Genomic DNA, 20,298 nt, shown 5'->3' with positions numbered 1-20,298 from the left:
CTATGACAGATCATACTTACCATATTCCAGTGATGCTAGGCCCTTGCATTGAAGGCTTGGCTATTAATCCCAACGGGATTTATGTTGACCTTACTTTTGGTGGGGGCGGACATTCCAGGGAAATCCTGAAGCACTTGGACAAAGGGCATTTGTATGGATTTGATCAAGATGCTGATGCTGAGGTAAATGTACCGGAAGATGATAGGTTTACTTTTGTCCAGGCCAATTTTAGGGATTTTCGTAAATATTTACGGCTCTATGGAGTAGACAAAGTGGATGGTATTCTTGCTGATTTGGGAATTTCTTCCCATCAGATTGATGAGCCTAAAAGAGGGTTCTCCACGAGATTTGAAGGAGAGTTGGATATGCGAATGAGTGCTGCCATGAGCATATCAGCTAAGGATGTTCTGAACACCTATGAGGAAAGTCAGCTTCATAAGATTTTTGGGATTTATGGAGAGGTCAAAAACGCCAAGACTTTGGCCCAAGCTGTAGTTTCCCAAAGAGCAATGGTGCCGTTTTCCACAACGGAAAGTTTTAAAAGCCTCCTTCAGCGATTTGCTCCAAGGGGCAAGGAGTTCAAGTATTTCGCACAGGTGTTTCAGGCTTTACGGATTGAAGTAAATGATGAAATGGGAGCCTTGGAAGAAATGCTTCTTCAAACCGTGGACGCGCTCAAGCCCGGAGGAAGACTGGTGGTCATGAGCTACCATTCCTTAGAGGACAGGTTAGTGAAGAATTTTATCGCTAAGGGTAAATTTCAAGGTGAGGTAGAAAAGGATTTTTATGGAAACCTGATCAGACCTCTAGAACCGGTGACAAGAAAAGCTGTGGTGGCAGATGCCGAAGAAATCCAGAGGAATAACAGGGCACGAAGTGCCAAATTGAGAATAGCCAAAAAATTGTAGAAATGCGCCAGAATACTCTAAAAAAGAAGATAAGTAAGAGTTCTTCTCCAAAAGGGAACGGTAAAAGCATTTTTACCCTGATTGAAGAGAAACTTGATGTAAGATCAATTCTGGGAGAGGGGATACCGGTGAAATTCGTGCCACCTTTCTTGTATGTTGCCTTATTGGCCCTGATTTATATCTGGAGTAACCATAGGGCAGAAAACCTGATCAGGAAAATTGAAGTGATGCAAAGAGAGGTGGAAGACCTGAGAGCAGATGTGACCACTTTGGAGGCTGAGTATATGCTCAGCAGTAAACAATCTGAAGTAGCCAAAAAGATTGCCCCTTTGGGAATTGTTGAAATCAGTGAACCACCTGTTAAAATAAAAGTGAAAAAGTGAATATCAAACGTTCCATAGTGCTTCGGGTAAGGATCGCCTTCATTGTGGTGGCCTTATTTGCCGGGACAATCTTATATAAGGTTGTCCATTTGCAGTTTGTGGAAGGGGAGAAATGGCAGGCCAAATCTGAATCCATCAATTTCCAGTTCAGACAAGTAAATGCTACAAGGGGAAATATTTATGCGGCCGATGGCAGCCTATTGGCAACCAGTTTGCCATTTTACAGAGTGGTGATTGATCCTATGGTTGCCAAAGAGGATGTGTTTAAAAAAGGAATCGATTCCCTTTCCTATTTATTGTCATCCTATTACAAGGATAAGTCAGCTGTGTCATACAAAAGAGCTATAACTGATGCCCGAGCTCAAAAGAGAAGATATCTGATCCTCAATAGGAGGCAGATAGGTTATCAGGACATGCAGGAAATGACCAATTGGCCAATTTTCAGAGACGGTAGAATGGGGGGAGGAGTGATTTTTGAAAAAGTTGAAAAAAGATACAGGCCTTTCAATAACCTCGCAAGCAGGACTGTGGGGTTCTTGAATGAAGACAGTTATGGTGTGGGAATCGAATATAGCTTTAATGAGTATCTGGAAGGAAAAAATGGTCAGGCCTTATTCCAAAGAATCGCAGGTGGATCTTGGAAGCCGGTATTTGATGCTGCTGATGTGAAGCCGGATGATGGTTTTGATGTCCTGACCACATTGGATGTCAATATTCAGGATGTAGCAGAATCTGCTTTGTTGAAACAGTTGTTAAGCAAGGATGCAGAATTTGGTTCAGTTATCGTCATGGAAGTCGCTACGGGACATATCAAAGCGATAGCAAACCTGCAAAAGAATAAAAATGGCTATGGTTATGGTGAAAACTACAACTTCGCCATAGGTGATCAAGGGTTGACAGAGCCAGGTTCCACCTTCAAGTTGCTGAGCATGTTGGCTTTATTGGAAGAAGGAAAAGTTAGCCTGAATGACATAGTGGATACGGGTGATGGAACCTATCGTTTCTATGACCGCATCATGAGGGATGTAAAGCAAGGTGGCTATGGAGAAATCACTGTAAAAGAGGCATTTGAAAAATCTTCTAATGTGGCAATTTCAAAATTGGTAGAGCAGCATTTTGGCCATGTGGCCGAAAAGTTTGTGGCATATATAGAAAAAGCGGGATTGGATAAGCCTATTGGGTTTCAGCTCAAGGGTGAAGGAGCACCTTATTTCAAAAAGCCTGGTGAGAAATATTGGTATGGGACAACCCTGCCATGGATGTCCATAGGATATGAAGCCAAGTTGACGCCTTTACATACCCTGACGCTTTACAACGCTGTGGCCAACAACGGTAAAATGGTCAGGCCTATGATCGTACAGGCTATAGCCAAAGGCAATCAGATAGAGAAGAAATTCGAAACTGAAGTTCTTAGAAAAAGTATAGCCTCCGAAAAAACGATCAAACAGTTGCAGGAATTGCTTGAAGGAGTAGTGAAGAACGGAACTGCTAGAAATGTCTACAATACTGATTATAGAATCGCTGGAAAAACAGGTACTGCCCAGAAGTTGATAGATGGGAGGTATACCCAAAAGTATTACACATCTTTTGCCGGTTATTTCCCCGCTGATAATCCTAAATACAGTGCAATTGTAATCATCGATAGCCCTAAAGGATTCAATGCTTACGGGGGAGATATCTCTGCACCGGTATTCAAGGAAATTGCAGACAAAATTTATTCTCAGGACCTGAAATTGAACAAGAAATTCCCATCTGGGAATTATATGGCTCAAAACGGCAGTGAATTCCCTTATATCCAGGCCGGAAAAGTAGATGAATTGCAGATGATATGTAACCGATTTGGGATATCTAATCATTACAGCGGTCAAGGTGAAAATTGGGTGAAGTCTGTGGCGCAGATTAAGTCAATTCAATGGAAGACTACTCCTACTGATTCCCCGACTGTTCCCGATGTTAGTGGTCTGCCATTGAGGGACGCTTTATATGTATTGGAGAACAAAGGACTTAGAGTAGTGTACCAGGGTAAGGGAAGGGTGAAAAATCAATCTATCAGCCCAGGTTCTCCTGTTCAGCAAAATAACGTGATCAATTTGATTTTAGGATAAATGAAGGCTCTTAAGGACATATTGTATAAGGTTTCTTTGACTGCTACCATAGGTGATATGGAAGTTAGTGTTAAAGATATTGTCTTTGATAGCCGTAAGGTTAGCAAAGGTTCTGTTTTTGTGGCCATGAAAGGCACACAGGTTGATGGTCATGGATTTATTGGCCTTGCACTTGAAAAAGGTGCCGTAGCAGTTGTCTGTGAAGAGCTGCCTAAAACTATCCTAGAGGGGGTCACCTTTGTTCAGGTGGTCAATTCCTCAAAAGCCATGGGTATCATGGCGTCTAATTATTTTGAAAATCCATCTGAGAAGTTAAAGCTTGTGGCGGTGACTGGTACTAACGGAAAGACCAGCACCGTCACACTTTTGTATCAGTTATTCAGGGAGATGGGCTATAACGTTGGGATGTTGTCTACTGTAGAGAACAAAATCAACGATGAAATTATACCTGCTACCCATACAACACCGGATGCTGTTGCCATCCAATCCTTACTCAAGAAAATGGTTGAAAAAGGCTGTACCCATTGTTTTATGGAAGCTTCTTCCCATGCCATTATTCAGGAGAGGATAGCTGGACTGAATCTGGCCGGTGCAGTCTTTACCAATATTTCCCACGATCATCTGGATTATCACGGAACCTTCGATGAATATATCAAGGCTAAGAAAAAGTTGTTTGATGATCTGCCAAAAGAAGCATTTGCACTGGTTAATGCTGATGATAAAAGGGGGATGGTCATGCTGCAGAACTGTAAAGCTACCCATCAGACTTTTGGGCTCAAATATCCAGCAGATTTCAAGGCCAAAGTGCTTTCGAATACGCTTGAAGGGTTGGAGTTGGATATTAACAACAAACAAATCTGGTTCAGAATGATCGGTGAGTTTAATGCCTATAACCTTTTGGGGGTATTTGGATCTGCAGTCTTATTAGGAGAAGATGAGGATGAAGTTTTGATGCAGCTTTCCAAAGTTCAGGGAGCAGCAGGTAGGTTTGATAGGATTTACCTCTATGGGATTACCGCAATTGTGGATTATGCCCATACCCCAGATGCATTGGAAAATGTCCTGAAAACTATCCAAGGGGTAAGGACAGGCGGAGAGCAGGTCATTACCTTGGTAGGTTGTGGAGGAAACAGGGACAAAACAAAAAGACCCGTGATGGCTAAAATCGCCACACAGTTCAGCGATAAAGTAATCCTGACTTCAGATAACCCTAGAGATGAAGAGCCCATGGCAATTCTTAGGGAAATGGAAGCCGGAGTCAATCCAGTAGATTTAAAGAAAACGATGATAATAGAAGATAGGAGAGAGGCGATCAAAACAGCAGGAATCATGGCTAAGAAAGGAGATATCATTCTTATAGCAGGTAAAGGTCATGAAACCTATCAGGAAATCAAGGGTGTAAAGCATCCTTTTGATGACAGGGAAGTGGTAAAAGATATGCTCCATCTTTTAAATAAAAACTGATTATGTTATATCCTATTTTTGAGTATTTGGACAGTGTTTTGGATGTTCCTGGGACAGGGGTTTTCCGTTATATCTCCTTTAGGGCGGGTATGGCGGCACTGTTGTCTCTGATCATAACCATTACTTTCGGTAAAAATATCATCAGTTGGATCCGTAATAAGCAAATTGGAGAAACTGTCAGGGATCTTGGTTTAAGTGGTCAGGTTGAGAAGAAAGGAACACCGACTATGGGTGGACTGATGATCATGGCTGGTATTATCATTCCTACCTTGCTTTTTGCCAATGTCAATAATATTTATATCATTCTTTTGTTGATCACCACCATTTGGTTAGGTGGGATTGGATTTTTGGATGATTACATCAAAGTGTTCAAAAAGAACAAGGAAGGTTTGGCCGGGAGGTTTAAAATCGTAGGACAGATTTCTATTGGCATCATTGTGGGAGCTACTCTCTATTTTCATGAAGATGTAGTGGTAAGGGAATTTACCAACCCTGTTTCCATAGAGGAGGGGGTAGTGGAAACCCCAGCTTTCAAGGATGTTAAAGTTGCCAAGACCACCATTCCGTTCATGAAAAACAATGAACTGAATTATGAGAATTTTCTAGGTTTCTTGGGAGAAGATATTACACCGGTATTGTACATTTTATTGGTGATTTTCATCATCACAGCTGTTTCCAATGGCGCCAATATTACAGATGGAATAGATGGTTTAGCTGCCGGAACTTCTGCAATAATCGGATTGACCATAGCCATTTTTGCCTATATCTCCGGTAATGCAATATTCTCCCAATACCTCAATGTATTCTTTATCCCTAACTCTGCTGAACTGGTGATTTTCTGTTCAGCATTTGTAGGAGCTTGCGTGGGTTTCCTTTGGTATAATGCATTTCCTGCCCAGGTTTTTATGGGTGATACCGGAAGTTTGATGTTGGGTGGGGTAATTGCCGTTTTGTCCTTGACCTTGAGAAAAGAATTATTGATCCCTGTATTATGTGGGATTTTCCTTGTGGAAAATCTTTCTGTGATTATGCAGGTGAGTTATTTCAAATATACCAAAAGAAAATATGGAGAGGGAAGAAGGATCTTCCTGATGGCACCTCTCCACCACCATTATCAAAAGAAAAATATCCATGAAGCCAAAATTGTTACCAGATTTTGGATTGTGGGTATCCTTTTGGCCATCATTACTTTGGCAACTTTGAAATTGAGATAAATGAATAAGAAGATAGCCATACTGGGAGCTGGAGAAAGCGGAGTAGGGGCAGCAATGCTGGCCAAGCAGAAGGGGTATGCGGTATGGGTATCGGATATGGGAGCAATAAGTGCTGCCAGAAAAAAAATCCTTAATGATCATCAGATTCCTTTTGAAGAAGGCGGGCATTCAGAGCTTGAAATCCTTTCTGCTGACGAAATCATCAAAAGCCCAGGGATTCCATTAAAGGCGTCTATCATCAAGTCAGCTCTTCAAAAAGGAATTCCAGTGATAGACGAATTGGAATTTGCTTTTAGGTATTCTAATTGCAAAGTGATTGCTATAACCGGTACGAATGGCAAAACTACTACAACCCTGCTCACCTATCACCTGATGCAAAAAGGCGGTATTGACGTAGGTTTAGGCGGAAATGTCGGTCAGAGTTGGGCAGGACAGTTGGTTGAAAAGGATCATGAATGGTGGGTGCTTGAAATTAGCAGTTTTCAAATTGACGGATTCCGTCAATTCAAGCCAAATATTGGAATCCTTACCAATATCACTCCGGATCATTTGGACAGATATGATTACAAGATGGAAAATTATATCGCTTCCAAAATGTCCCTGTTTAAAAACATGGCAACTGAAGATAAAGCGATCTTATTTCCAGAGGACCCATATACGAAAGCTGGGCTCGATACGACTGTACTAAGGGCTGAAACTTATTCACTTAGCCTTAAAACAAACCAAGAAAGAGGAGGGTATTTTGATGGGGAATCCATACAGCTTTCCATGCTTGGAAAAAAAGTTGAAATCTCAAAAGACGGGATTATTCTAAAGGGTACCCACAATATGCTGAATGTCATGTGTGCCTCTTTAGCAGCAGGTTTGGCAGGTGTAAGTGAAGAGAATCTGAAATCAGGGTTGAAGGATTTCAAAAATGCAGCACACAGAATGGAATCTGTGGCAACAATCCAAGGGGTGACCTTTATCAATGACAGTAAAGGGACCAATGTGGATGCAACAGCTTACGCATTGAGCGCATATAACAATCCTTTGATCTGGATAGCAGGAGGTGTGGATAAGGGAAATGATTATTCTGTTCTCATTCCTGGTATTGGTGATAAAGTAAAAACATTGATTTGCCTTGGTTTGGATAATGAGAAGCTGAAGGCGGCCTTTCAAGGTCATATTAAAGACATAAGAGAAACACAAGATATTGCCGAAGCGGTCTCTTGGGGATTGGAATTTGGTAAAGAAGGTGATGTAGTGCTGCTTTCACCAGCTTGTGCCAGCTTCGATCTTTTCAAAAATTATGAAGATAGAGGAGAGCAGTTTAAAGCTGCTGTAAACAAGTTAAAATTATCAACGGTATGATGGCATCATTCAAAAGCTGGATAGACAGGAATTTGAAAGGAGACCCAATCATTTGGGGCATCGTGATCTTGCTCGCCATTATCAGTATACTCGTAGTCTATTCTGCCACAGGGTCTTTGGCTTACAAAAAAACAGGAGGGAATACTGAGAAGTACCTGATAGACCATTCGATGATGGTATTTATGGGGCTTATCGTGATGTGGGTAGCCCACAAGATACCTTATAAATACTATGGATTGATCGGAAGGTTCCTGCTATTTGTTTCTGTGCCATTACTATTGATCACCTATGCTTTCGGTTCTTCAGTCAACGAAGCCAACAGGTGGCTGGTCATACCTGGCATCAACAAAGCCTTCCAGCCTTCAGATATTGCCAAACTGGCCCTGATTGCCACATTGGCAAGTTTGTTGGCCAAAAGACAGAAGAATATAGATGATTTTAAAAAAGCATTCCTTCCTATGATTCTGGTCATTGGCTTGGTAACTATGCTGATAGGATTCGCCAATATGTCCACAGCGCTTTTGCTCTTCGCTACCTGTCTTTTATTGATGTTCATCGGCCGAGTGCCTGCTAAATTCATCTTGACGGTGATTCTGGTTGGCGGCGTGTTTTTATCAGCCTCTGTATTTCTTGGACAAAGAGGTGGGACATTCTTTTCAAGAATTGAAAAATTTGCATCGGATGATGAAATCCCATTCCAGGCTGAGCAGTCATTTATTGCAATATCTACCGGAGGATTGACAGGTAAAGGGCCAGGTAAATCAGAACAAAGGAATACCCTGCCTCACCCATACTCAGATTTTATTTATGCGATCATCATTGAGGAGTATGGCCTGGTAGGAGGAACAACAGTGCTGTTCTTATATCTGGCATTGCTCTTTAGAGGAATGAGGATTGTGGCCAATTCCACCAAGCCTTTTGGAGGACTGCTTTCTGCAGGGTTGAGTTTTGCGCTGGTGCTGCAGGCGATGGTCAATATGGCCGTTGCGGTTGGACTTGGTCCGATTACAGGGCTTCCATTGCCACTGCTGAGTATGGGGGGGACATCGTTGATCTTTACTGGTTTTTCTGTTGGGATCATACTAAGTGTCAGCAGGGGAGATCATGCTGATTCAATTGAAAGTTCTGGTGATGAAAATAAGCCTAGAAAAGTATTTCAAACTGCATAAACATTGATGAAAGATAATAAAACATATAGGATCATGATCAGTGGAGGTGGAACAGGAGGCCATATCTATCCTGCAATTGCTATTGCAAATGCCTGGAAAGAAAAGCATCCTGCTACAGAGATTCTATTTGTTGGAGCAGAAGGCAAAATGGAAATGCAGAAAGTGCCTGAGGCAGGTTATCGGATAGAAGGATTACCTGTTGCAGGACTTCAAAGAAATTTAAGTCTTTCAAACTTGAGTTTTCTTTTCAAGCTGATGAAGAGTTTGAACAGATCCAAGACACTATTGAAAGAATTCAAACCTGATGCAGTGGTGGGTGTAGGTGGCTATGCCAGTGGTCCATTGCTGTTCATGGCACAGAGAAATGGAATTCCAAGTCTGATTCAGGAACAGAATTCCTATGCAGGCTTAACCAATAAACTATTGGCCAAAAGAGCTGCTAAAATTTGTGTTGCATATCCGCATATGGAAAAGTTTTTCCCCGCGGATAAAATTCAATATACCGGAAATCCCGTGAGAAAAGACATTCTTTTCTTGGAAGGAAAAAAAGAAAAGGCATTTGCACATTTCAATTTGGACCATGGAAGAAAGGTGGTTTTGGTTCTGGGAGGAAGTCTCGGTGCCAGGACGATCAATCAGGCGGTATTGGCTGATATGGAGGCTTTGGAGCAGGGTGGGTATCAGGTACTCTGGCAATCAGGGAAGTTTTACTTCAATGATATGCAAAGCAAAGTGGCATCATCAGGGTTGAGGCATATCCATGTATTGGAATTCATCAAAGAAATGGATCTCGCTTATGCTGCCGCCGATATGGTGGTTTCCAGAGCAGGAGCTTTATCAGTGTCTGAGCTAAGTTTGGTAGGAAGACCTGTGGTCTTTATCCCTTCCCCAAATGTGGCGGAGGATCATCAGACCAAAAATGCGATGGCTTATGTAGAGGCAGGCGCTGCTTTGGTACTGAAAGATGCAGAAGCGGTCGGTAAACTGAAATCAACAATAGATGACCTGCTTGCTGATCAGGTAAAAGCAAGTCAAATGAGTGAAAATATCAAAAAGTTGGCTAAGCCTGAGGCGGCCAAAGAGATTGTAGAAGCATTGGAAAGTATCATCGGATGAATCTGAAAAAATTACATAATGTCCACTTTCTAGGTATCGGAGGTATCGGTATGAGTGCTTTGGCAAGATGGTTTAACCACATCGGTGTCAAAGTATCAGGTTATGACCGTACCCCTTCTCCTTTGACGGCTTCTTTGGAGTCTGAAGGAATGAAAATCACCTACGAGGATACTATGGCTACAATTCCTACGGATGTTAAGGCTGATAAGGACAATACCTTGATCGTTTGGACTCCGGCTATGCCAAAGGATTCTGTTCAGCTGAATTATTTCAGGGATCAAGGTTTTGACTTGATGAAAAGGGCAGCGGTCCTTGGAATGATCACTTCTGATATGCCCACGATTGCTGTGGCTGGAACTCATGGGAAAACTACAACTTCTTCCATGATTGCCCATTTACTGAAATCAGGAGGTAAAAACATTGCGGCATTTTTGGGTGGCATTACCCAGAATTACCAAAGCAATCTGATCCTCCATGATGAAGACAATAAAGAGGTGACAGTGGTAGTGGAAGCAGATGAATTTGACAGATCTTTTCTACACCTTCATCCAAATGTGGCAGTCGTGACCAGTGCTGATCCGGATCATTTGGATATCTATGGTGATGATAAGCATATGATGGAAGGCTTTAGGGCTTTTGTTGAATTGATTTCCGAACATGGCAAGCTGTACATTCATACCAAAGCTTACAAAAAATTAGGTTTGGACTCTATGACTAGAAATCTAACAATTCTTCAATATGGAATTGGAGAGGGAGAGATCAATGCAGTCAATATTGAGGCTTTACCGGCAACTTTCCGATTTGACTATCAAAATGGTTCGCAACAGATCAAAGGCTTGGAATTGAGGATGCCGGGATTCCATAATGTCGAAAATGCCTTGCCAGCCATTTCCATTGCCTTGGATTTAGGAATGGATGAAGAAGCGATCAGAAAAGGACTATTGACCTATAGGGGTGTCAAAAGGAGATTTGAAATATGGGTTCAGGAAGAGGACAGGGTTTTTATTGATGACTATGCCCATCATCCTGAAGAAATCAGGGCATTTCTGACTTCTGTAAAAGCGATGTATCCGCAAAAGAAATTGACAGCTGTTTTTCAGCCCCATTTATTTACCCGTACTCGTGATTTTGCCAAAGGCTTTTCTGAAAGCCTTTCATTGGCGGACGAGATTGTGCTGCTGGATATTTATCCAGCAAGGGAACTTCCTATTGAGGGAGTGACAGCTTCAATGTTGTTGGAAGACATTACTGCACCACAGAAGTCTCTTCAGACCAAAGAAGGTTTGTTGGATTATCTGAAGGCCTCCAACATTGAAGTGTTGGTAACCATTGGCGCAGGAGATATAGATAGATTGGTTTCACCGATAGCAAACTGGCTCAGGCATGAAGAAAGTAAGGTTTAAAAAAAGCTTCTTATTCTCAGTGCTCGTACTGGTGTTGGTGGTTTTCATAGGATTCATCGAAAAGAAAACTTCTGAAAGGAGGTTTAATGATATTGAAATCCATGTGAAAGCAGTAAGTGATGTGTATTTCGTGGATGAAAATGAAATCCTGAAGAGTTTGAAAGCTGAGTTTCCGAACCTGAAGACCGGGGTAATGCTTTCTGAGCTCAATCTGAATGCAATTGAAAAGAAAGTAGAAAGCCATCCATTTGTCAAAAATGCAGAGGCTTTTGGAGACCAAAAAGGAAATGTGAGGGTGGATATTGAGCAGCATGTCCCGATTGCCAGAATTACCAGGCCAAGGGCAGCTGATGGGTATATTTCTTCAGAGGGATTGATTTTGCCGACCTCGGCAAAATACACTTCACGGGTATTGATCCTATATGGCAACTATGCCGAGTCATTATTGTCTGTTGGGGATCTAAGTACCGCATATCCTGAACTGATGGCGCTTATTCAGTTTATTGGAGAAGACCCTTTTTGGAAAGCTCAGATCACTGAATTGGAAATAGCAAAAAAGGGTGACATCAAGCTGCATCAACAGGTAGGGAAGCAGGTCATTGAGTTTGGGGATGCAAATGAAATTGAAGAGAAATTCAACAAAATTAACCTCTTCTATGAGCAGATTCTGCCTACGAAAGGATGGAATACTTATAGCAGGGTAAGTGTAAAATATAAAGGCCAGATTGTTTGTGAATAATTGATGATGATATGGAAAACGACAAATTTATTGTAGGACTGGACATTGGAACCACCAAAATCTGTGCGGTAGTAGGCCGCAAGAATGAATTTGGAAAACTGGAAGTATTGGGCATGGGCAAGGCTGTTTCCGACGGAGTTATCCGGGGGATAGTGACCAATATTGACAAAACGGTGAATGCTATCCAAAAAGCGGTGAGCGATGCTTCTGACATGGCAGAGGTAGACATTGCCAATGTAATCGTGGGGATTGCAGGGCAACATATCAAGAGTACCGTGCATCATGGGGCCATCATCAGAAATCCCAATCAGGATGAAATCACGATTGAGGATGTAAGAAGATTGGCCAATGATATGGAAAACATTGTGGTTCCTCCAGGCAATACCATCATTCACGTGATGCCACAGGATTATACTGTTGATTATGAGGATGGCATCAAAGACCCTGTAGGGATGTCAGGCTCTAAGCTTGAAGCGGATTTCCATATCATCACCGCCCAAACTACCGCCATCAACAACATCAATAGATGCGTGAAGCGTGCAGATCTGGTGTCTAAGGACCTGATTTTAGAACCTTTGGCCAGTTCACTTTCTGTCCTGAGCGAGGAAGATAAAGAAGCCGGAGTATGCTTAGTTGACATTGGTGGAGGTACGACAGATATCGCGATATTCTATGACAATATCATCAGACATACTGCAGTAATACCTTTGGGAGGTAATATCATCACAACGGATATCAAAGAAGGATGTATGGTCTTACATCATCAGGCTGAATTGCTGAAGACAAAATTTGGTAAAGCCATTGCGGAAGAAGCCAACCCAAATGAAATTGTTTCCATTCCAGGTTTGAGAAACAGGCAGCCTAAAGAAATTTCCATAAAAAATCTAGCTGCTATCATTCAGGCGAGAATGGAAGAGATTATAGAGCATGTGCAAAATGAACTGGTAGCAAGTGGACACTATAAAAAACTTGCCGGAGGTATTGTCCTCACAGGGGGCGGTGCCTTGCTGTCCGGAGTTGCTCAGTTGTTTGAGTACATGACAGGCCTGGACACAAGAATAGGTTATCCAAACGAGCATCTTGGAAAATGTAAGATAGATGAGATCAAGAGTCCTATGTATGCTACATCCGTAGGGCTTGTATTGGCAGGGTTTAAATCTTTTGACGAAAGAGAGGAAACCTACAAAAAACGATATGAAAACAATTATACCCCTAGACAGCAGGAGCAGAAGGCTGCCAAACTTGATTTTGGAGCAAATATCTTCAGCAGTATCCAAAAGAAACTTAAAGATATCATTATAAGTGATATCAATGATGAAAACAATTACTAGGGCTTATCATACTGGGGAGGTGAAGGGCTTTGCCTTTCATTTCCCTTCTAATCTTAGTTCTGAAAAAAAATTCACCATCATATTTTAAAATGTCAGATAACATGAAAGATTACAAATTTGATCTTCCAAAAAATTCAAAGTCTATCATCAAAGTGATAGGCGTTGGAGGGGGTGGTTCTAATGCGGTGAACCACATGTTTAATCAAGGAATCAAAGACGTGGAGTTTGTGGTAGTCAATACCGATGCCCAGGCTTTGAAAAGCAGTCCGGTGCCTTTGAGACTGCAGTTGGGTGCAAACCTGACAGAAGGATTAGGCGCTGGTGCCAATCCTGAAAAAGGTAAAAATGCAGCCATTGAAAGCAAAGAAGATATCAGAGAATTACTTTCCGGTAACACCAAAATGGTTTTCATTACTGCGGGCATGGGCGGTGGTACCGGTACCGGTGCAGCGCCTGTGATTGCCAAAATAGCCAAGGATATGGATATCCTTACAGTAGGTATTGTTACTGCTCCCTTTGTTTTTGAAGGAAGGAAAAAAATGCAGTCAGCTCAGTTGGGCATTGAAGCCCTGAGAGAAAACTGTGATACTGTTTTGGTTATACTTAATGATAAACTAAGAGAGATCTACGGCAACCTTGCCATCCGTTCCGCTTTTGCCAAAGCAGATAACGTCTTGACCACTGCGGCTAAATCAATTGCTGAAATCATCACTGTGCACCAGGATGTAAACGTTGATTTTGAGGACGTGAAAACAGTCATGAAAGATGCTGGTGCTGCTGTAATGGGCTCTGCAACTGAAGAAGGTGATGGAAGAGCAATCAGAGCTGCTGAGAAGGCAATTGCTTCTCCTTTGTTGAATAATGTTGATATTACCGGAGCTCAGAAAATACTTCTTTCCATCATGTCAGGTGAAGAAGATGAATTGTCCATGGACGAGCTGAGTGAGATCACTGAGTATATCCAAGAAAGGGCAGGAGATGATGCAGAAGTAATTTTCGGTCAGGGTATTGATTCAGATTTGGGTAAAGGTATCAGGGTAACCGTCATTGCCACTGGATTTGAAATGGATAAGTTGACTACTGCAGCACCAACAAAAGCAGTTGAAAAACCAGCTATACAAAATACGGTTGTGGCTGAAGAGGCAGAATCGATAAAAAAAGTAATTGACCTGGAATCGGGCAAGACTTCAAAAGTAGATGAAGATGCGTTGACTGAGGCAGGTCAGACTTTCACTTTTACTTTTCAAAAGCCGGTTTTTACACCCGCTAATGACCCCAAGCCTGCTCAGGAGCCAGTTAGGCCATCCTTTGAAGAGAAGAAACCCGAGATTACAAACAAATCAATTGAAATCGAGGACCAAGATGCGGAAGATGAACATGAATTTGAGTTTGTTCCTGCCCAGCCAGAGGCTAGAAGAATTGTCCATGAACTGCCAGAAGAAAAAGATGAGCGTCCTGAATTTCCAAAAGCTGAGGAAAAGAAAGAGGAAGCTGCTCCGCAGTACAGCAATGATTACTATGAGCAACTGAGGCAGAAAGCCATTCAGAAAGCCTATGAACGTTTTGAGCGTTTAAAGAATGTCAAAACCTATAACCAGAATCCTGAGGAATTCAAGGATAAGCTTGAGACGCCTGCTTATATCAGGAAACAGATTAAATTGTCTGATGTACAGCACAGCTCAGAGCGTAGCATCTCCAGGTTCAACCTGACAGATGAAAATGAGTTCTTGAAGAACAATAGGTTTTTACACGATAATGTTGATTAACCCTAAAAGTTAATCAACATTTCAGCCTGGGAGTGAAGTAATTCCATGTACAGCCTGTTGGTGAGCAGGTTATCTGACATATTTTCCTCAATCTTAGCTAGTTTAGGCTTGAGGGCAAGTACATGCATCCCCAGGTAATGGAAGATGTCGGTGAGGTGGCTCAATGCGATGCCACCCCCGCCAATTCCAGATGAAATTCCCACCAAAGCACATTTTTTATTACGGAAACTGTTTGGATAGGTCATGCCATCTATAAAAGCCTTTAAAATCCCAGGAAATGAACCATTATATTCCGGTACGATAAAAACAAACTTGTCACCCTCTTTTACCTTTTGTTGAAATTCGTTGTATAGCGGATTTTTACCATTGTTTTCATATAAAGCTGAAAATAAAAAATCATGGGGAAGTTCTTCCAACTTTAGGATTTCTGAAGCAGCTCCTAATTGGTTTAAATTTTCCTGATATAATTCCGCGATTTTAAATGAAATCGAATTTTTTCGGTTGGTGCCGACGATTATCTTGATCATGAAAGGTGATTTCTGGTTTTGATTTGCATTGTACTACAATCGTAAAAGTCAATTAGTTTCCCTTTTGTTCAAAAATTATGTCCCAAAAGCTGTAAATGCTTACCTTAGTTGAAATTTTACGATATGAGAACAGAAGCAAATATCACTTACGGAGAACAGATTCGACTAGCCTATGAGTATATACATAGCTTATACGCAGAATCCTTGGAAGTTGGAATCATTCTTGGGACCGGTTTGGGTCAGTTGATCGATAATATCGAAATTGAACTTGAAATCCCTTATGAAGAGATTCCATTTTTTCCTGTTTCCACAGTCGAAAGTCATAAAGGCAAACTAATTTTTGGTAAACTTTCAGGTAAGTCTGTTGTAGCCATGCAGGGTAGGTTTCATTATTATGAAGGGTACTCCATGAAGGAAGTTACCTTTCCTGTCAGGGTGATGAAGTTGCTAGGGATACAACATCTTTTTGTGTCCAATGCTGCAGGTGGCCTGAATCCGGATTTTGGAATCGGTGAATTGATGATCATCAATGACCATATTGATCTTTTTCCCGAAAATCCGCTGAGGGGCAAAAACCTTGATCAATTTGGGGTAAGATTTCCTGATATGTCCGAACCTTATGATTTAAGACTGATTGAAAAGGCTCTTCAGATCGGAAAGAGAAACAATGTAAAGCTCCATCAGGGAGTGTATGCGGCTGTTCAGGGACCAAATCTTGAAACAAAGGCCGAATACAAATATTTGAGAACCATTGGTGGAGATGCTATTGGCATGAGTACAATTCCTGAAGTGATTGTTGCCAGACATATGGAATTACCCGTTTTTGCGATATCAGCGATTACAGATTTATGTTCACCTGGCAATATCAAAAAGGTAAGGATTGAAGAAGTACTGGCTGCAGCAGCGAAGGCGGAACCCGGGATGAGCTTGATCATCAGAGAACTTGTCCAAGAATTATAAAAACTATCCTTTGTCATGTTAGAGAGAAAGTACTGACATCATAAGGGGGGCTGGAATGTTGAATGAAAAATGAATAATAAGGGAGTATTGTAGCGATTCGGCTGACGCATAAAGAAAATTTATTCAGGTATATGCAAAAAGAACAGGAAGCTGTCAGATTTTTATTACAACAAATGCCTTCAGTTCCTGAGGTGGCGATAATCTTGGGTTCAGGTTTGGGCGGATTGGTTTCAGAAATCAGTCAACAGGTAATAATCCCTTACGGGGAGATTCCCTTTTTTCCTGTTTCGACGGTGGAAGGACATAGTGGCCAATTGATTTTTGGGATACTGCAGGGAACTCCGGTCTTGGCTATGGCCGGAAGATTTCATTATTATGAGGACTATAGCATGCAGGAAGTGGTCTATCCGCTCAGGGTAATGAAATTAATGGGGGTTAAGAAACTTATTGTCACCAATGCCGCAGGAGGTTTGAACCCTGATTTTGAACAGGGGGACGTGATGCTGATTGAAGATATCATCAGTCTGTTGCCAGATAATCCACTTAGGGGAAGAAACTTTGATGAACTTGGTCCGAGATTTCCGGATATGAGTGAGCCATTTGATTTAGAATGGAGAGAAAAAGCGCTGAATTGTGCGGAAAATTTGGGTATTGGATTACAAAAGGGTGTTTATGTAGGCCTTCAGGGGCCTAAATTGGAGACCAAGGCTGAGGTAAGATATCTGAGGGTAATCGGCGGAGATGCAGTGGGTATGAGTACAGTTCCGGAGATTATAGCCGCGCATCATATGGGGATGAATGTCATTGCTTTTTCGGTGATTACGAATGAAAGTATCCCTAAGATTGCCAAGGAATTTACCCATGAAGAGGTAGTCGCTGTAGCCAATCAAGCAGGTAAAAAGTTAGTGGAGTTGGTAAAGGGGATAATCTGAAAATCAGAATTTAGATTTTTTTGAGCATGAATTACCTGAAATTGTATTTTTTTGAAATGATTTTTTAAGACAACTTAAGTCAATTAACTAAAAATACCCTGTAGAGGGGATGTTTTAAAGGAAAAAAATAGTTAGTTTAAGATTCCAAAAAAAAGACGACCCCGACTGATCAGATCAATCGGGGCCCTCTTAGATGTTTTCACAACGCTGGAGCGTGCCTTCTATGCCACCCGATCGCTGTGATTCCCATAGGAAGATACCATTTTGAAAGCAATTCACAACACAGGTATTCAGGGTGCAACTGGCGCTCAGGCTGTGATTCCCATAGGAAGATACCATTTTATTCGCTAATTGGTTTGTTTTTAAGGTGCTCATGAATCTCCCTTTGGTCGATTTGAAAGCAATTCACAACGTATCTTTTGCCATAATTTTACGTATATTTACATTAAGCCGTGCCAAACGGTAATCCCCGGCCAGCTCCCAAGGGGTGATGGGGACTGGGGAGGCTGCAGGAACAGCGTTTGTCACGGTCAGCCCTTATACCCTGTCGGTTATTCGACAGGGTTATTTTTTGATCAGCAGGCCATTTCTGTATTTTTCGGAAACTTTCTCTGAGAGTTTAAACCAGCTGTGATTTCCTAAGGAAGATACCATTTATTCGTTAATTGGTTTGTTTTTAAGGTGCTTGTGAACCTACCTCTTGTCTAGTTTGAGAGAAATTTGGTTCTAATGGTGACAAATTGAGGCCTTCTCGTAAATGGTTTTCTATTTAGGTCTCTAACCATCCCCTTTAAATCCTAGCTCTTAAATTTTCTTGCCTATATAAAACACATAGCCATACTACGCTTTGTATTGGGCGTAATACTGGATTTCTTCCTTGATTTCGGAGATAAATGCCTCTGTAGCAGGATTCTCTTTGTGTTTTTTTACAAACTCCTCAATTTTTTCAGTTTGGGGCTGATAGTAATTGTCTATCCAGCAGTTTTCGGGAAGGATAAAAAAAGCCACAGGTATGTAACCGGCATTTTGGAGCTGTGCAACTTTATTGGGTATGGTATCAATTTCCGGATAGGCATTATCCCAGTAATCCTGGATTTCTTTGGGCCTGACTTCGGTAAACCAAGAGGCTTCGGTCACGGCTAAATAGCCTCCTTTTTTCAAGAACCTGTTCCATTCTTTCAGCCCTTTTACAAAACCAATATTGTAAATGGCTCCTTCTGACCATATTAAATCTAATTCCTCTTCTTCGAATGGTAGATTTTCCATAGACCCTACAATCCCCTTTACCTTGTCCTGCAAGTTGAGCTGGGCTGCCGAGGTATTCAGCTGATCGATGAATTTTGGGAACAAATCCAAGGCTGTGATATATCCTGGAGCATGTTGGGCCAGGATCATGGTCTGACCTCCTGTACCACATCCTATGTCTGCGATCCTGGATTCAGGGTGCAGGTTATCAATAAAACTTAGGGCTTTTAAAGTTACTTCAGGACTTCCAGGGCCCTGTCTTTCAAATTGTGAAAAATATTCACAGATCAAATCAAAATCGAAGTCATGGATATTTTTGTTTTCATCACTCATAGGGCTAATTCTTGAATAAAATTGAAATCACAATTGCCTGACTACCCTGCAAGGGTTTCCCAAAGCTAAGCAATTATCCGGTATGTCCTTTGTGACAACCGAACCTGCCCCAATCGTCACATTTTCTCCAATGGTTACCCCGGGCATGATAAGGGTATTGCCTCCGATCCATACATTGTCTCCTATACTCACAGGTTTTGAATATGTCAGGTACCTTTCCTCAGGGTCAGCTACTATCCTGTCTTGGGCAGCAATTGGATGGGCAGCGGTGTAGATCTGTACATTGGGACCTATCAATCCGTTTTTGCCGATTGATATCAGGTTACAATCCAGCAACAGACAGTTGAAATTCAAAAAGGTGTTTTTTCCAAGACGGATATTTTCACCATAATCACAAAAAAATGGGGCTTCTATCCATACTCCATCTCCTTTTTCTCCTAAAAGTGAATCAAGGATTTCTGACTTCTTGACCAGCTCTGTTGAAGGAATATGGTTAAATTCCAGAATTAAACTCCTGCAAATATGATATCGTTCCAAAAGTTCGGGATCCCTGCTGTTATAGATTTCCCCAGCTAACATTTTCTGTTTTTCTGATTTAGACATATTCTTAAAGAGTTAATGCGTTTTTAAAAGTTGGATCAAATCTCCTGTAATTGTTAATCACGGCCAATGGATCTTATTGTGTCTTCAATATCCAAATTTTCAACAAAAAATAGGGTAAAAAAAAAGTACTTCCTGATTTCTATATCATGGAAGTACTTATAGTCTTATTGAAATGCCGAGAAGTTTATACTGTCATGATCTCAGCTTCTTTTTTGACAAGAAGCTCATCTACTTTTGTAGAATATTGATCAGTCAATTTCTGTACGGTATCCTCAGCTCTTTTCACTTCATCCTCAGAAGCACCTTCTTTCTGTAATTTCCTCAAGGCTTCATTGGTGTCTTTTCTAATGGTTCGGATAGAAACCTTACCAGATTCACATTCCTGTTTGGCCTGTTTTACAAGTGACTTCCTTCTTTCCTCTGTCATTGGCGGAATGGTCAGGATGATGATTTCACCGTTATTCTGTGGGGCAAGTCCAAGGTCTGAATTGATAATTGATCTTTCAATTTCAGAGATCAGGTTTCTCTCCCATGGCTTGATGGATAAAGTACGGGCATCAGGTGTAGTGACAGATGCTACCTGCTGAAGTGGGGTAGGCGCGCCGTAGTAAGCTACCATGATTCCGTCAAGTAGGTTGGGCATTGCTTTGCCCGCTCTGATTTTCACAAGTTCTGCAGCAGTATGATTGACTGCTTTCTGCATCATTTCTTTTGCTTCTTCCAGGTGTAATTGAATTTCTTCCATGA

The 20,298-nt window shown here is 41.5% G+C and carries 18 protein-coding genes; 14 read left to right on the top strand and 4 right to left on the bottom strand.

Features of this window, described 5'->3' with window-relative positions:
- Positions 1-2 precede the first annotated feature (2 nt).
- The 12 genes from rsmH (at position 3) to ftsZ (ending at position 14,951) form a co-directional block, all read left to right on the top strand.
- Positions 3-908 carry a 16S rRNA (cytosine(1402)-N(4))-methyltransferase RsmH gene (rsmH, locus tag ACFFIP_RS08350; protein ID WP_382387137.1) on the top strand — a complete coding sequence of 302 codons (906 nt, stop codon included), beginning with the start codon at positions 3-5 and terminating at the stop codon, positions 906-908.
- A 2-nt stretch (positions 909-910) separates the two neighbouring features.
- Positions 911-1,291, top strand: a complete 381-nt coding sequence (locus ACFFIP_RS08345; RefSeq protein ID WP_382387136.1) for an FtsL-like putative cell division protein — start codon at positions 911-913, stop codon at positions 1,289-1,291.
- Positions 1,288-3,396: a PASTA domain-containing penicillin-binding protein gene (locus ACFFIP_RS08340; protein ID WP_382387135.1), complete on the top strand. Its 2,109-nt coding sequence runs from the start codon at positions 1,288-1,290 to the stop codon at positions 3,394-3,396. The genes ACFFIP_RS08345 and ACFFIP_RS08340 overlap by 4 nt, the downstream gene beginning before the upstream one ends.
- Positions 3,397-4,860, top strand: a complete 1,464-nt coding sequence (locus ACFFIP_RS08335; RefSeq protein WP_382387134.1) for a UDP-N-acetylmuramoyl-L-alanyl-D-glutamate--2,6-diaminopimelate ligase — start codon at positions 3,397-3,399, stop codon at positions 4,858-4,860.
- A 2-nt stretch (positions 4,861-4,862) separates the two neighbouring features.
- Positions 4,863-6,074 (top strand): phospho-N-acetylmuramoyl-pentapeptide-transferase, encoded by a 1,212-nt coding sequence (mraY, locus tag ACFFIP_RS08330; RefSeq protein ID WP_382387133.1) that lies wholly within the window; start codon positions 4,863-4,865, stop codon positions 6,072-6,074.
- Positions 6,075-7,427: a UDP-N-acetylmuramoyl-L-alanine--D-glutamate ligase gene (murD, locus tag ACFFIP_RS08325; RefSeq protein WP_382387131.1), complete on the top strand. Its 1,353-nt coding sequence runs from the start codon at positions 6,075-6,077 to the stop codon at positions 7,425-7,427.
- Positions 7,427-8,596 (top strand): FtsW/RodA/SpoVE family cell cycle protein, encoded by a 1,170-nt coding sequence (locus ACFFIP_RS08320; protein WP_382387169.1) that lies wholly within the window; start codon positions 7,427-7,429, stop codon positions 8,594-8,596. Before murD ends, ACFFIP_RS08320 begins: the two co-directional genes overlap by 1 nt.
- A 6-nt stretch (positions 8,597-8,602) precedes the next feature.
- A complete protein-coding gene (gene murG / locus ACFFIP_RS08315; RefSeq protein WP_382387130.1) occupies positions 8,603-9,712 on the top strand; it encodes an undecaprenyldiphospho-muramoylpentapeptide beta-N-acetylglucosaminyltransferase in 1,110 nt (369 codons plus the stop codon).
- Positions 9,709-11,115 (top strand): UDP-N-acetylmuramate--L-alanine ligase, encoded by a 1,407-nt coding sequence (murC, locus tag ACFFIP_RS08310; protein ID WP_382387129.1) that lies wholly within the window; start codon positions 9,709-9,711, stop codon positions 11,113-11,115. Before murG ends, murC begins: the two co-directional genes overlap by 4 nt.
- Entirely contained in the window at positions 11,096-11,854 is a 759-nt protein-coding gene (locus ACFFIP_RS08305) for a cell division protein FtsQ/DivIB (protein ID WP_382387128.1), read from the top strand. Before murC ends, ACFFIP_RS08305 begins: the two co-directional genes overlap by 20 nt.
- Positions 11,855-11,865: 11 nt before the next feature.
- A complete protein-coding gene (gene ftsA, locus ACFFIP_RS08300) occupies positions 11,866-13,185 on the top strand; it encodes a cell division protein FtsA (RefSeq protein WP_382387127.1) in 1,320 nt (439 codons plus the stop codon).
- A 101-nt stretch (positions 13,186-13,286) separates the two neighbouring features.
- Positions 13,287-14,951 carry a cell division protein FtsZ gene (gene ftsZ, locus ACFFIP_RS08295; protein ID WP_382387126.1) on the top strand — a complete coding sequence of 555 codons (1,665 nt, stop codon included), beginning with the start codon at positions 13,287-13,289 and terminating at the stop codon, positions 14,949-14,951.
- Between the two features lie 2 nt (positions 14,952-14,953).
- Here the strand turns inward: ftsZ and ACFFIP_RS08290 are convergent, their stop codons facing one another.
- Positions 14,954-15,478, bottom strand: a complete 525-nt coding sequence (locus ACFFIP_RS08290; protein WP_382387125.1) for an NADPH-dependent FMN reductase — start codon at positions 15,476-15,478, stop codon at positions 14,954-14,956.
- A 123-nt stretch (positions 15,479-15,601) separates the two neighbouring features.
- On the opposite strand from ACFFIP_RS08290, the gene ACFFIP_RS08285 reads away from it, so the two are divergent.
- On the top strand, positions 15,602-16,438 hold the full coding sequence (locus ACFFIP_RS08285) for a purine-nucleoside phosphorylase (protein ID WP_382387124.1): 837 nt from the start codon (positions 15,602-15,604) through the stop codon (positions 16,436-16,438).
- Between the two features lie 131 nt (positions 16,439-16,569).
- Positions 16,570-17,370: a purine-nucleoside phosphorylase gene (locus ACFFIP_RS08280; protein ID WP_382387123.1), complete on the top strand. Its 801-nt coding sequence runs from the start codon at positions 16,570-16,572 to the stop codon at positions 17,368-17,370.
- A gap of 840 nt (positions 17,371-18,210) precedes the next feature.
- On the opposite strand, the gene ACFFIP_RS08275 is transcribed toward ACFFIP_RS08280, so the two are convergent.
- The 3 genes from ACFFIP_RS08275 to frr form a co-directional block, all read right to left on the bottom strand.
- The gene (locus tag ACFFIP_RS08275; protein WP_382387122.1) at positions 18,211-18,948 is read right to left on the bottom strand and encodes a class I SAM-dependent methyltransferase; all 738 of its coding nucleotides are present in this window, start codon (positions 18,946-18,948) and stop codon (positions 18,211-18,213) included.
- 27 nt (positions 18,949-18,975) lie between these two features.
- Entirely contained in the window at positions 18,976-19,551 is a 576-nt protein-coding gene (locus ACFFIP_RS08270) for a sugar O-acetyltransferase (RefSeq protein WP_382387121.1), read from the bottom strand.
- A 184-nt stretch (positions 19,552-19,735) separates the two neighbouring features.
- Complete coding sequence (gene frr, locus ACFFIP_RS08265; RefSeq protein WP_382387120.1) at positions 19,736-20,296, bottom strand: ribosome recycling factor; 561 nt, start codon at positions 20,294-20,296, stop codon at positions 19,736-19,738.
- Between the last annotated feature and the right edge of the window lie 2 nt (positions 20,297-20,298).

Origin of the sequence: Fontibacter flavus, assembly GCF_042432905.1 — a bacterium.
In the GTDB taxonomy this organism is placed as follows: Bacteria; Bacteroidota; Bacteroidia; order Cytophagales; family Cyclobacteriaceae; genus Fontibacter; species Fontibacter flavus.
The sequence above is the reverse complement of the archived record's forward strand: the minus strand, read 5'-3'. Positions and strand labels throughout refer to the sequence as shown.

Excerpts from the sequence above, each read along its gene's own strand:
- ftsZ (WP_382387126.1), top strand. The coding sequence starts at position 13,287 with ATGAAAGATTACAAATTTGATCTTCCAAAAAATTCAAAGTCTATCATC.
- murG (WP_382387130.1), top strand. The coding sequence starts at position 8,603 with ATGAAAGATAATAAAACATATAGGATCATGATCAGTGGAGGTGGAACA.
- ACFFIP_RS08320 (WP_382387169.1), top strand. The coding sequence starts at position 7,427 with ATGGCATCATTCAAAAGCTGGATAGACAGGAATTTGAAAGGAGACCCA.
- ACFFIP_RS08285 (WP_382387124.1), top strand. The coding sequence starts at position 15,602 with ATGAGAACAGAAGCAAATATCACTTACGGAGAACAGATTCGACTAGCC.
- frr (WP_382387120.1), bottom strand. The coding sequence starts at position 20,296 with ATGGAAGAAATTCAATTACACCTGGAAGAAGCAAAAGAAATGATGCAG.
- rsmH (WP_382387137.1), top strand. The coding sequence starts at position 3 with ATGACAGATCATACTTACCATATTCCAGTGATGCTAGGCCCTTGCATT.
- ACFFIP_RS08280 (WP_382387123.1), top strand. The coding sequence starts at position 16,570 with ATGCAAAAAGAACAGGAAGCTGTCAGATTTTTATTACAACAAATGCCT.
- ACFFIP_RS08275 (WP_382387122.1), bottom strand. The coding sequence starts at position 18,948 with ATGAGTGATGAAAACAAAAATATCCATGACTTCGATTTTGATTTGATC.
- ACFFIP_RS08270 (WP_382387121.1), bottom strand. The coding sequence starts at position 19,551 with ATGTCTAAATCAGAAAAACAGAAAATGTTAGCTGGGGAAATCTATAAC.
- ACFFIP_RS08335 (WP_382387134.1), top strand. The coding sequence starts at position 3,397 with ATGAAGGCTCTTAAGGACATATTGTATAAGGTTTCTTTGACTGCTACC.
- murD (WP_382387131.1), top strand. The coding sequence starts at position 6,075 with ATGAATAAGAAGATAGCCATACTGGGAGCTGGAGAAAGCGGAGTAGGG.
- ftsA (WP_382387127.1), top strand. The coding sequence starts at position 11,866 with ATGGAAAACGACAAATTTATTGTAGGACTGGACATTGGAACCACCAAA.
- ACFFIP_RS08345 (WP_382387136.1), top strand. The coding sequence starts at position 911 with ATGCGCCAGAATACTCTAAAAAAGAAGATAAGTAAGAGTTCTTCTCCA.
- mraY (WP_382387133.1), top strand. The coding sequence starts at position 4,863 with ATGTTATATCCTATTTTTGAGTATTTGGACAGTGTTTTGGATGTTCCT.
- ACFFIP_RS08290 (WP_382387125.1), bottom strand. The coding sequence starts at position 15,478 with ATGATCAAGATAATCGTCGGCACCAACCGAAAAAATTCGATTTCATTT.
- murC (WP_382387129.1), top strand. The coding sequence starts at position 9,709 with ATGAATCTGAAAAAATTACATAATGTCCACTTTCTAGGTATCGGAGGT.
- ACFFIP_RS08305 (WP_382387128.1), top strand. The coding sequence starts at position 11,096 with ATGAAGAAAGTAAGGTTTAAAAAAAGCTTCTTATTCTCAGTGCTCGTA.